The organism is Desulfosarcina variabilis str. Montpellier (assembly GCF_048565275.1).
Classification (GTDB): Bacteria; Desulfobacterota; Desulfobacteria; order Desulfobacterales; family Desulfosarcinaceae; genus Desulfosarcina; species Desulfosarcina variabilis.
The window spans coordinates 6,370,747-6,382,304 of the sequence record NZ_CP159846.1; the positions used below are offsets into that span (position 1 = coordinate 6,370,747).

The 11,558-nt window shown below is 54.1% G+C and carries 12 protein-coding genes; all 12 read right to left on the reverse strand.

What is annotated here, in order from left to right; translation table 11 throughout:
* Positions 1-53: 53 nt before the first annotated feature.
* The 12 genes from Dvar_RS28755 to Dvar_RS28810 all read right to left on the reverse strand — a co-directional run bounded on the left by Dvar_RS28755 (position 54) and on the right by Dvar_RS28810 (position 11,530).
* Positions 54-215 (reverse strand): hypothetical protein, encoded by a 162-nt coding sequence (locus Dvar_RS28755; protein WP_419656580.1) that lies wholly within the window; start codon positions 213-215, stop codon positions 54-56.
* Between the two features lie 10 nt (positions 216-225).
* Entirely contained in the window at positions 226-663 is a 438-nt protein-coding gene (locus Dvar_RS28760; protein WP_419656581.1) for a hypothetical protein, read from the reverse strand.
* A gap of 79 nt (positions 664-742) precedes the next feature.
* Positions 743-1,624 (reverse strand): hypothetical protein, encoded by an 882-nt coding sequence (locus Dvar_RS28765; RefSeq protein WP_419656582.1) that lies wholly within the window; start codon positions 1,622-1,624, stop codon positions 743-745.
* A gap of 120 nt (positions 1,625-1,744) precedes the next feature.
* The gene (locus Dvar_RS28770; protein ID WP_419656583.1) at positions 1,745-2,317 is read right to left on the reverse strand and encodes a hypothetical protein; all 573 of its coding nucleotides are present in this window, start codon (positions 2,315-2,317) and stop codon (positions 1,745-1,747) included.
* A 64-nt stretch (positions 2,318-2,381) separates the two neighbouring features.
* A complete protein-coding gene (locus tag Dvar_RS28775) occupies positions 2,382-3,425 on the reverse strand; it encodes a hypothetical protein (RefSeq protein ID WP_419656584.1) in 1,044 nt (347 codons plus the stop codon).
* Positions 3,426-3,737: 312 nt separating this feature from the next.
* Positions 3,738-4,691 (reverse strand): MipA/OmpV family protein, encoded by a 954-nt coding sequence (locus Dvar_RS28780; protein WP_419656585.1) that lies wholly within the window; start codon positions 4,689-4,691, stop codon positions 3,738-3,740.
* On the reverse strand, positions 4,631-4,888 hold the full coding sequence (locus Dvar_RS28785; protein WP_419656586.1) for a hypothetical protein: 258 nt from the start codon (positions 4,886-4,888) through the stop codon (positions 4,631-4,633). Before Dvar_RS28785 ends, Dvar_RS28780 begins: the two co-directional genes overlap by 61 nt.
* Before the next feature lie 57 nt (positions 4,889-4,945).
* On the reverse strand, positions 4,946-5,728 hold the full coding sequence (locus tag Dvar_RS28790) for a hypothetical protein (protein ID WP_419656587.1): 783 nt from the start codon (positions 5,726-5,728) through the stop codon (positions 4,946-4,948).
* A 74-nt stretch (positions 5,729-5,802) separates the two neighbouring features.
* Positions 5,803-6,633, reverse strand: a complete 831-nt coding sequence (locus Dvar_RS28795) for a hypothetical protein (RefSeq protein WP_419656588.1) — start codon at positions 6,631-6,633, stop codon at positions 5,803-5,805.
* Between the two features lie 43 nt (positions 6,634-6,676).
* On the reverse strand, positions 6,677-7,879 hold the full coding sequence (locus Dvar_RS28800) for a BamA/TamA family outer membrane protein (protein ID WP_419656589.1): 1,203 nt from the start codon (positions 7,877-7,879) through the stop codon (positions 6,677-6,679).
* A 30-nt stretch (positions 7,880-7,909) separates the two neighbouring features.
* The gene (locus tag Dvar_RS28805) at positions 7,910-8,863 is read right to left on the reverse strand and encodes an META domain-containing protein (RefSeq protein ID WP_419656590.1); all 954 of its coding nucleotides are present in this window, start codon (positions 8,861-8,863) and stop codon (positions 7,910-7,912) included.
* Between the two features lie 225 nt (positions 8,864-9,088).
* Positions 9,089-11,530, reverse strand: a complete 2,442-nt coding sequence (locus tag Dvar_RS28810; protein ID WP_419656591.1) for an arylsulfatase — start codon at positions 11,528-11,530, stop codon at positions 9,089-9,091.
* Positions 11,531-11,558 lie beyond the last annotated feature (28 nt).

Below are 11,558 nucleotides of genomic sequence, written 5' to 3' on the forward strand. Positions count from 1 at the left end.
CAGAAGGATTTTAAGTCGCATATTCCAGCATCTGGAAGCAACTGCTGGATTATTCAGTCCATGCCGTAAATGAAATGTCCGACCAAAACACCGGATAGCCCAAGCAGCCAGCTTTTTTCCAGGTTGAACGTCGTATCGGCCCGGTCATCATCCAGGGCTGCTTTCTGGGTGACGAATAGAAGAACGAATAGTATAGCCAAGGCGGCACGTCTCATTTTTTCCTTACTATGGAAGCGGCGTTTGGTCTCTATTGGGGGTCTTGAACCGCAGGCATGAATCGTTGGGAACCGAATCGCTGCGCAGCAGATAACCGGCCAGGGTCCATTCCGTCGTTCTGGTTTTCCCATCGATGTCAAAGTGGGCCCGCACGCTCCAATAGTAGCGGGTTCCATATTCCAACGCGTGTTTCAGTCGATGCTCGGTGGTGGTCAATTTTTGTCGCTGGTATACGAGTTTGCCTTCATCGCTGCTAACGGTCCGCCAAATCCGGAGTTCATACGTGATGTTATCGATCCGTGCGGAGTCTCGATCTTCCGACGACTCTGTCCCGATGGCAAGCGGATGCCAGCGAAAGGTCGGCTTCAGAGTATCGACCTGAACAAAGTCCGTCTGCAGCGACAACCCCTTTTTCGCCACTGGTGGATTGTCAGGATACAGTCCCACAATAGAGGCCCTACCGCAGCCAACTAACGAGACTGCCCAGAAGCATGCCAAGAAACCGGCGAATAAATTGGCAGCGCATTTAATTCTGAAAGTCATCATTCCAATTTATCGGATAAACCATGAAAAAATCGTCAATGATTTTCTCGGTCAGTTCCGGCACACAATCCCGGAATTCATGAATCACGTCGGATCCGCCCTGATCCGCCCAATCCTGGTAAGTTCTTTCCTCATCGCTGGCGCACGTAAAATGCTCATCAAGCAAGATCGTGTCGTCTTTCAAACGGATAAGTTCGACATGAATCTGCACGAACGTATCGGTGGGCGGGTCGATGGTGTAGATACCATGCAGGCCAACTTTTTGGACCTGTATGTTCAATAGCGCATCAATCTTCTCTTTCTGCGGATAAGAGAGGAGGGCCTGATTGTGGGTATCGACTGAGGCGCTTGCTGCCTGCCATTCAACAAACGTCAACTCGGTTTGGGTATTGCCCAGATCGATGACGCGCTTGATAAATGCGTCGCGAAGTTTGCGCTGTTTGATTTGCTCTGCTGCAATCGCCAAAACCACCTCGGCGTGCTCGACCTCTTCGGCAGGGACGGCGGTAAAGATCCCGTAGATTCCTCCGATAACAGCACCGAGAGGCGCAATCAGAACGCCCAGCACCGTCCCGCCAGGTAAGGGTGACGCAAATCCGATCATTATCGGCAGGCTGGCGCCAACGACAATGCCTCTTTTCAACCCGCCCCACCCCCCTTTGGCCGGCAGCATGACCTCTTTTTCCGGCAGCTCGGGCGATATGTAGACGCCAATGGTCGATATCTCTGATCGAATGGCTTCCAGGGCTTCGGGCTGCATCGTATAGATGGCTGGTGTTTGTGCGCAGCCAGCCATGACCAGTGCAACAACCAGCCAAGCGGTCAACACCAGAGGCGCTTGCTTAAGGCAGTTCTGATAAATCATGTCAGTTTACAGGTATCCGAAAGCCTCACACCTTTTTAACTGATGAACCGACCGGGCTGTATGTCGAGGCTTTTAATCGCTTGAAAGCGACAGAACACCTATTTCAAGGGCAGTTTGGGCCTACTTGTTGGGCGTGTAGCTGAATTTTTGACCCCCGACCGTAGCCTCGTACATTAACCCACCCTTGGCGTGAACGAACACGGCCATACCCTTGCGGTAGCTGGTTTTAGCCTGGGTGCCGGTGGCCGGACCCGCGCTGGCGCCGGCCGTGGCCCCCCCAGTACCAGCCTTGGCCTGCGCACCGGCGGTGATGGCCACCGCCGAGACACCGGCGTCGAATTCGAATTCACCGCCGGTGAACTCGTCGAAGGCGCGCTTGTCCTCGAAGAAGATCAGCTGGCTGAAAGCTTGCCCGCCGAACTGGAATCCAATGGTGCCCTTGAACATCTTGACCGTGCCGGTCGGCACGCCCTGGGCATACACCTGGCCGGTGCCGTATGCTCCGCCAACGCCGATGCCGCCTTTTCCGATGGTGGGAAACACCGCATAGCCGTAGCAATTCTCAAAAAACGGCTGGACGGCCTCCGCTTTTTTGAACACCGCAAGCGTATCCGTGTACGCGTCGGCCCAGGCCGAGGCCGACCAAACCATGGCCAACAAGACCGAAACGACAATCAATCGAACCATTTTCATTTTTCTCCTCCTTGGGTGTGAGTGTAATTGTTCCAAACCGCGCAACGATTTTATCCTATTTGCCTCAATTGGTCGGGACCGTTATCACCGGGGCCTCCGCTTCCTGTCTGCCCCTTTCGGTGAAGGAAAAAAGGATCATCAGAAAGTTGAACATGGCCTTGGAATGAATGTCCCGATCATCGATCCAGAACCAGCGATCCCGGTAATGGACGGCGACGAAGACTGCGTCGGGTTTTGACGCGCCATTTTTAACATGAATCCAGGGCCGCGGATGGGCTTTATTCAGCCCTTTGCGTTGCCAGGCCTCATCCATATGAATTCCGGCCATATCCCCTGGCGGCGTCTCGATGCCGGATGCGAAGGTGGTCATGATCTGCAGCATCGACCGGCTGAGGATGGCAATTTCCTCATTGCTCAGTGCAAACTTGCCATTGACCACCTTGAATTCATTGATCCGGGGGTCTACAGTCAGCAGCTTTTTCAGATGGCGAATGTCTGCTTCGGCGGCAGTGTCGACAGGCGGTCGAAAAATGACCGTTAAATGGGCCCCGGTTTCCGTTTTTCGTGAACGCATGGCAATCCCGTCCGCCGCATAGACGCGGCGAAACAGAACCACCAATTGATCGAAATCAGGGTCTGCATCCCGCACAGCAACGGAACGGTACCTGGTATTGTCAATGCCGTTGATGCTCTGTATGCAAATCCGCAAAATCGTGTCGGCCGGATATTCGCTTTGGATCAGCAGCAGAATGGGAGCCAGCGGGAGCGGCTTGACCAGAGATCGTGCAAATTTTTCTCCCATGAGGGGACTGTACGTGATGGTCGGTCTGTCGGTGTACATGCCGCGCCCGCCGATGCTTTGGGTCTGGCCGCCATTCCACGAAAAGCCCAGTTCGATCTCGCTTTCCAGGGCATACTGGTTGATCACGGACGTGACGTCCATGAATACCGGCGCGTCCAGATATCGTGTTTTCAGCAGATTGAGGAGCGTTTGGCGCTTCCACGACTCCGAAATGGCGGAGACATAATCGAACCGGTCGCGATCGATGGTTGTCGGACCCACAGTACTGCATCCCGCCAGGTGAGCAGCGGCCAGTGCCACTTTCACTATCATTTTCCAATGCAAGTATACAGCCCATGATGGACGCATCTGGGAGAGTCGATAGTGTTCCCGGTTCCGAAGTTTTATGTTCGGTGAAGCCATCAAAATGAGTTCGCTGCCTTTCTCATTTCAGCATTTCCTTTTCACAAGCCAAACAGCTTTATAGCCGCACAATTACCAGTGGTACTGAAGGTATACCGTGTTGTAGTTGCTGCCGCCGGAGATTCGTCCAAAGGCAGAAGATGTCGAAAAGATCCCGCTGCGGTGATGGATGCTGTATCCCAGCCAAAGACCCTCCATCCATTGGACACCCAAAAGCTACCCCAAGTCGATGTCTACCGAGAAATCCAGGAAATTGAGCAGCTGACTGGGTCGGTATCCTTTCTCCTGCATGTCTTTTTCTTCCAGGTACGGAATCCGATCGACATACGATAAGCCTTCCGCGAATCCCAGCCGCCACGGGGTGGGCCACTTGATCGTATAATAGAATTTTACTGCCAGAACATATTCGGTGGATCGGTTCCGCACGTCCGAGGCGTGGTGATGCACAATTCCGGGCGTTAGGTAAGTGGCGATCGGCAGGGTGAACAGCTCGTCGGCAAGGGGGACACCGAAAAAGACAGATGTGAGTTGATTGTTGTAGGGATCGCTCTTGGTCTTCCCGGTTACAATTTCTCCCAGATTGGATTCGGTTCCCCATCCATGAGCCAGACGAATATACGATTTGGATGCCAGCGTATCCACGGGATTTTTCTTGTCATTGAAAAATCCGAACCCCAGAAAAGCTTCGGCCTGGGTAGAATCATCAATAAAAGAGATATCTCGGGTGTCGGAATCAAGAAAGAGAATACTGCCCCTTGCCAGCAGATACAGGTTTCGCCAAACGTGAAAACGGATGTCTGCGGCGATCTGAGCGTCTATGGCGCTGCCCGAATCTTCCCTTCCCAAGCCGTAATAATAGTTATTGAAATCAGCGCTTTTCCAACGAAATCGCACATACGGTCTGAATTCCCAAGCCCCCCGTTCCCATTCAAAACCAGGTGTCAGATTTGCGTAAAAACGGCCGCTTTGATGGCTCAATACCTCGAAATCCATACGAAACCAGTCCGTAAAATGGTAGGAAAACTGCCCTCCCAGATCCAAGCCGGATTCACGAATCTCGTTCTGATATTCTTCTGGGATATCAAAGAACCGGTACCTGGCAAACGGGCTCATCTGCCAGTTTTTACCTTGAAAAAGCCGGTAGCCGAATTCGAGGCCATCGATAAACAAGCGACCGTGTCATAAAAAATCAACGGTACGATATCATTGACGACACTTTTTTTCGCATCGAACGGAATGGTGGCGGAGCGGATGCTCATGGCAATGCCCCACTTTTCGGGTGCACCGACGTTCCGGCGTTCAGGTTTTTCTTCCTCGCAAAACGCATCGTGACTCGCGAAGATGAGGAGAGCTGTCAACACCCCCATAAAAAGGGACTTCCATCGTTCTTTGATGAATGCGTTTTTGTGAATGTTTCAATTTCCCTAAAAGCGCCAGGAGAGTCCGAGAACGGGTCCGTCCTGATAGACATCGTACAGAAAATCGTCCTGGTCATAGTCGACATCCAGATAACGGTATCCGACTGTTGTTGAAAAGACTGCGGTCCATTGGTAGCCGAGGTTGATCAGACCGTCCCACATAAAATCGGATCCCACACCCAAGCCCCCGAAAACCAGGAATCCGCTGACGAAAAATTTGGATGCGCCCAAAGGCGCCAGCCCCTTGAGACCGATGATCGGATCCACCCAATCCTCCCGATTGGATATTTCTCTTGCGGGCAGTATGCCGGTCCCTAGTTTGAGAGACGAATCCACAGACCAGTAGCGCAGCCCGGCCATGCCGTCCAAAAAGGCGCGGTCACGCTCGATCAGGCGGTAAAAGCCGGCCATCGAGGCAATCCAGGTTTTTGTCCGGGAAGTGAGCTCCGAGAAAAACGGGCCGGCGGTGGCCTCGTCGTCCTCGATGTCCGAATAGGAAATGTCGGCGACCACGCCAAGCCTGCCCTTGCGGACCTCGCCAATCAGAGCGAAGGCACCGTTGATGTTGCCGGCGATGTCATCGTAAAAATCGAGATCGACGTCTGCCGCCGGTAATCCCGGCAGGGTGGCCAGGGTCCCTTTCTGGCCGGACAGCCAGCCATAGGTCCCGAGCTGAAAATGCCACTTGTCACCTGCGTCTGTTTCACCGTGGACCGGAGCGGCCAGAAGCAACGCAGCGAGCACCGACCCGGCCAAGGCTGTGGCGTTTTTCATTGAAAGCCGAAGCATGCTGTCCTCCTTTTTTATCCTGAAGTCTTGCCGTCGGTTGAACGACGATTGCCAAGGCTGGCGTGTGCCAGCCTTCATTTCCCGCTGAAGATGTTGGGAAGCACGAAGTTGGCCTGGAACCGGAAGCGCCATCCTTCGGGGCCGGTTGCGGGAGATTCCAGCCAGTAGCCGACACCGGCCTGCAGGCTCACCGGCAGTTTGCCGAAATAGACCAGCTTGGCCAGGGCGGCATTGACCGGCACCGACCACTTATCCGTTTCCCAGTTGTATTCGCTTTCGGATTGAACCGACAGGGTCCATGCGCCGGGCCAGGTGTAGGCCGCGAACGGCTGGATGAAAGTGCTGCTGATGTCCGATCGGTCGCTGTCGCCGGCAACGGACCAGACATGGTTGGCCAGTGCGCCCAGGGTCCAGGGTCCCCGCATGGTCAGCACGACCGCGGCCGGCCCCACGCCCCATTTTTTCCCACCAAGCAGCGAATCCGTGGCCGTCGGGAGGAGAACGATCGGCCCGGCGCCCCACAACAGGCCGCTGGCCGTCGGCTTCTTCGGCGAGAGGAAGAGACTCAGGCTGGTGTCCCCCAGGCCGAACTGGGAGCCTTCGCCCGGAAAGATGTCGTCCTGATCAATCATCGGCACAATCGTACGCGAAATCAGGTTCCAGTCTTGGGTCAGGTGGAACGGGATCACCGGCTGGATGTTGGTCCGCAGACGCTCGCCCTTATTCCCGGCACCGATGTCCTGGTCGTAGTTCATTTGGATCGGGATCGTCATCAGGTCGGCAAGGGGATTGGTCAGATCCTGGGCCAGATCGGCGGCCTCATCCACGGATACCGAATCGTAAGCCCCAGCCGTCTGCAATGAGAATAAGAGAGCTGTACCTATCAAGAAGAGAACAATTGCCATCCTTTTTTTTCTCATACGTTGACCTTCTGCCTTCCTCGGAGTGTTAAAATGCCTCCCGGATGCCGACATAAATCCCCTTGTTGTCGCCATTGCCGACGGCCGCGTCGATGCGGAAATTGATTTTCTGATCTGTGTTGAGCATGAACCGAATCCCGGCGCCTACACTGTAGTAAAGATCCTCGGTAATCAGCGCCTCCAGATCATCGTCCCAGAGCTTGGCCAGGCCGCCGAAAACGACCGTGCCCCAGCGTTCGGCAAACTGCCAACGGTGCTCCACCTGGCCGCTCAACAGCGTAAGGCCGCTGATCTCACCGGACTTGAACCCCCTCAGGTCGCTTTGCTGCCCCAGGCGGGATTTGTCCGTGTACGGGGTGTCCTCCGTGCCGGTGCGGCCGTATGCGCGCAGGGCCAGAATGTGTGCCTTTGTCAAGCTGATGTAATGGTTCACGGCGACATCGCCAACAGCATAGTCCGCCTCGTTGCCCCAGGATGAAGGGTTGAAAAAACCCTTTACCTCAGCCAATGTTCCCAAACCGGGATAATGGATGTTGTCCCGCGAATCGTACGAAACCACCGGTCCGATCCCTCCGGAAGTGGTGTCCTCGGCGCCGACTCGATCCAGATAATCGCCGTCTTGCGGCGTGTCCGGCCGATATCGAACATCAGATATAAGACCATGAAGGCCAAAGAACCAGTCGCCCTGGATGCGATAGGTCACCTGCGCATAGCCTGCCAGAACATCGGTCGCGAAATCGGCTTCACCGCCGAGGGGATCACGGAATTCGTTGTTGATCCGTGCATGGAACAAACCGGCTTTGCTTCTCACCTTGTCCTGAAACAGGTACAGGCTGTTCAGAAGCCCTGCAAAATAGGAATCCGTGTTCGTATAAGCGCCCACCAGCTGGGCACTGGATCGCGGCGTTCCCTCTTCCCGCTGACCGACATCGTAAAAAAACATCCCCGTGGCCCCGGCACCGGTGCCGATGGACGGGTTGGACACCACGATCGGTGCGACAGCGTAATTCTTGTTTTTTTGCTGCCCATGCATCTCGTCTTCGGCCGCGGCTTCCAGCGGAAGGCTCAAAAGGACAACCAGCACCGCGACCCAAAGCGCCTTAGGGAGCCAAGCCGTTCTGGAACCCGCGTGCTTGCCGCCACAATTGCCATCAATCATCGCCGGCCTTTCAATGCAGTTACGCGTTCGTTCGAAGAAGCGCAGACTATTTTGCACAGCGCTTAGTTTCATTGTCGTGTTATCACCTGAAACGCATCCATTTCAGGGGTCGTCGAGCGTTCTCGCTTGCTCGACCCTCAACTGCCACCCGGCCTCACCAGGAACCAGACCATAAACCAGCTTTCGCCTGCTGCCGGTCGGGTTCCCGTTGGTATCGCCCTTGTTGTATACGGGAAAAATCCTCACGAGCTTCTGTCCTTCGATCTTGAAGGTGTCGTGTCCCCTGTAGCCTTGGAAATGCGCATCCCCTTCCCGTATTTCAGGGAAATGGATCATGGACAGGCTTTTGTCTTTGTTCGAGGCAAATCCCAAAACCGACCCGTAACTGCCGGAACCTGCCGATTTGGTGACGATGTAGATCTCGTCGAAACCGTTGCCGTCCAGATCCGCCACCAAGACATCCGAAACGGGATCCCGGTCTTCGAACACTTCCCGAAAGTTGTGCTCAAAGCCTTCGGTGCGGATCTCGATGGTGGCATGGCTCCGGCCGGCCGGGTGGGTTTGCGATACGGCGATCGTCTTGCCGGTCGTTGTCGTGTATGCCTTGGCGGCATCGCTTTGCTCGCGGCTAAACCGGGCAAGAACGTCATCGTTTTTAAGGAAGAGCAAATCGCCATCCTCGATTTTCCATCTGAGGGTTCTTTCCACAGCTTCCAGGACGCTTGTTTCCAGGCCCATCTCGAGATCCGGGCAGGCCATGCGTGTTGCGCCCATTGGCCCGAATGTCAGCAAAGACCCGTCACGTTTATAGCTTCCGAAGAAATGGTTGCACCCCGCAAAACCCGTCGCCTGTTTCTCTTCCGGGTCCAGCAGCATATGGGGCTGCTTGTCACCTGCCATGGGCGATACAGGTGAGCCCCCCACCTCCGTCAGGTACCACTGGATGCCTTCAATGCCTGAGACTTGCGAGCCGGGAGGCGGCGCTGCCTGCTTCATGCATGACACCAGCAGCATTGCGATGCATAGGACACTACCGACAACGACTGTTATTTTCATTATTCACACTATTCCGGAGAGAGCGCAGCCGAACGAATGTATCCACAACCCCTGCGGTTTTCCTCCGGCTGAATAATCGAAATAGAACCTATCTCAAAAAAAAGATTTTTGGTTCAGATCAAGGCGAAGCCAAGCATCAACCCGCAGTAATACGGGGTGTATTCCGAGGCTTGATGCGCGGCTTCAGCGCCGATATGGAGCAAAAAGACTTTTTTGAGATGGGTCCTATTCAATGACGCTATACTCGGAGGCGCTCACTTCCTGTTCGTCAGGGTTCTTGATGTCGAACACGACCTTGTGCAATTGCCCCGGGGTAAATTCAAATTTACCCTGATCTTCATATTCCTCATTCACCGGCAGGCCTTCATCACGGCCGATATCGAATGTTTCATGAGCTGTATAAGAACCATATACAGTCGCAGTAATGTCCATTTCACCCACTTTTTTATCGTTGATGAAGAATTCAACGAAGGAGGGGCCGTTCAACCGGGGTTCTTTCATGGTATGCTTCAATGTGATTTTAATATCACCGTGCGGTATTTTCACATTCCCGTCAAAATCATGCCAGTACAGGCCAAGGGTGGAATAGCTGTATCTCAGCTTTCCGTCTTTGATAAACAGCGCCTGTCCGCCAATATGTTCGCCAACCGCATAAATCACCCCCTCGGTCGTATCATCAGCCGTTATATAGGCATTGACCTCATAGTTGGTTGATTTGATCTCAGGTCCGGCCAGTTCGGGCACACGGTACACATTGGGTGTCAGTTCCCAATGTCTTTTTCCAGCCCGCTGCGGATTGGATTCCGGCTGCAGTGCCCTGCCCAGAGAACCGCCGATAGGATAGACATCATACTTATCGGATTCCTCCCAGAATAGTTTTTCCAGTTCTTTGATTTTTTTCGGGTACTTGTCCGCCACATTCACCTGCTGGATGGGATCTTTTTCAATGTTGTACAATTCCCATTCGGTGTTCAGTGGATCGAAGTTTGCCATGGCCGCGGGATCTAACGACCAGGGAATCCGATACGGTTTTCCGCTGATGGTCCAGCCATCGTGATACAAGCCGACAAATCCTATCATTTCAAAATACTGGGTGGGATGGTTTGTTTTGGCATCGGGATTGTTCCATGCATAGGTGAGCGATTTTCCCGGATACGGCTTTCGTTTCTGGCCGTTCACATAGTCGGGCGCCGGAACACCGGTCACCTCCAGGATCGTGGGAACTAAATCAATAACGTTTTGAAATTGTCTTCGCCATTCGCCCCTGGCCTTGATGGCTTTGGGGTATCTTATGGCTGTAGCGGACATGGTTCCGCCGAAATGGGACGCCATCTGCTTGGTCCACTGGAACGGTGTGGAGGATGCGTAGGCCCATGCCACGGAATAATGGTTAGCCATGTGCGGCCCGCCCCAGGCATCCAGCCCTCCGAACTCTTCGAGTTTTTCCAGCTGCTGTTCCATGGTCAGCGGCGGGAACCCGTTCTGCATTAACAGCTCGGAAAATGTGCCGGTGGGGGTTCCTTCCGCCGTGCAGCCGTTGTCGGCGGTCAGGTAAATCACCAGGGTATTGTCCAGTTCGCCCATTTCCTCGATGTGGTCGATGACCCGTCCAACATGATAATCAACGTGTTCCAGAAAAGCGGCATTGACCTCCATCTGCCGTGATAAATACCGTTTCCCCTCTTCGCTGAAGGAATCCCATGTGGGAAGGACTTCCGGCCAGTCCACCATCTTGGCGTCTTTGGGCACCAGGCCGAGTTTTTTCTGGCGTTCCAGCTGCTGCGCCCTGTAGGCATGCCATCCGTCATCAAACTGTCCTTTGTACTTGTCGCGCCACTCTTTGGGTACCTGAATGGGCGCATGCACGGCACCCGGTGTATAGTACATAAAGAATGGAACATCCCGCAGCCCTTTCCAGTTGTCCAGCCACTTGATGGCCTGATCCGCCATCCCCTGGGAAATATGGAATTCCGATCCATCGGCATTGGTTTTCGGGGTGTCAATGGCCGTGGTGTTTTCGTATAATAAGGGGTGGAACTGGTTTGTTTCACCGCCCAGAAATCCCCAGAAATACTCGAAACCCCAGATACCGGTGGGCCAGCTCTCGAACGGACCGGCAGGCGAGGCCTCTTCCATGGGGGTGTTGTGCCATTTGCCGAAGGCTGCCGTGGCATATCCGTTGTCGGTTAAAATCTTGGCAATGGATGGGGTGGTGTAGTCGATCTGCGAGTTGTACCCCGGATAGCCGGTGGCCATCTCTGAAATGATGCCGGTGCCGATCTGGTGAATATTGTACCCGGTCAACAGCGAGCCCCGGGTGGGGGAGCATACCGCAGCCACGGACATATGGGTATATCGGATGCCTTCATCACCGATTCGGTCGAACGTGGGGGTCTTCATGACGCCCCCATAGGATGTCGCATTCGAATAACCGGCATCATCGAGCATAATGACCAGTACATTGGGAGCCCCATCGGGCGCTTTGGGCTGTCCGATAAAATCGGGTTTCGAGTCCGCAAGGGTTTTCCCCTGGACCCCTTTCCATTCCTTTTTCGGATAGGGTATGGCATTGTCGCCTCCACTCTTTTGCGCGGCGGCTGCCTGACTGCCGAACGCAAAAGTCAAAATACTTAAAAATAAAATGATGATCTTTAATGATTTCATCATTGCCTCCTTTTGTTTGTTTCAAATTCCA

Coding starts and splice junctions, on each gene's coding strand:
- Dvar_RS28755 (WP_419656580.1), bottom strand. CDS start 215: ATGAGACGTGCCGCCTTGGCTATACTATTCGTTCTTCTATTCGTCACC.
- Dvar_RS28765 (WP_419656582.1), bottom strand. CDS start 1,624: ATGATTTATCAGAACTGCCTTAAGCAAGCGCCTCTGGTGTTGACCGCT.
- Dvar_RS28770 (WP_419656583.1), bottom strand. CDS start 2,317: ATGAAAATGGTTCGATTGATTGTCGTTTCGGTCTTGTTGGCCATGGTT.
- Dvar_RS28785 (WP_419656586.1), bottom strand. CDS start 4,888: ATGGGGGTGTTGACAGCTCTCCTCATCTTCGCGAGTCACGATGCGTTT.
- Dvar_RS28790 (WP_419656587.1), bottom strand. CDS start 5,728: ATGCTTCGGCTTTCAATGAAAAACGCCACAGCCTTGGCCGGGTCGGTG.
- Dvar_RS28795 (WP_419656588.1), bottom strand. CDS start 6,633: ATGGCAATTGTTCTCTTCTTGATAGGTACAGCTCTCTTATTCTCATTG.
- Dvar_RS28800 (WP_419656589.1), bottom strand. CDS start 7,879: ATGAAACTAAGCGCTGTGCAAAATAGTCTGCGCTTCTTCGAACGAACG.
- Dvar_RS28805 (WP_419656590.1), bottom strand. CDS start 8,863: ATGAAAATAACAGTCGTTGTCGGTAGTGTCCTATGCATCGCAATGCTG.
- Dvar_RS28810 (WP_419656591.1), bottom strand. CDS start 11,530: ATGATGAAATCATTAAAGATCATCATTTTATTTTTAAGTATTTTGACT.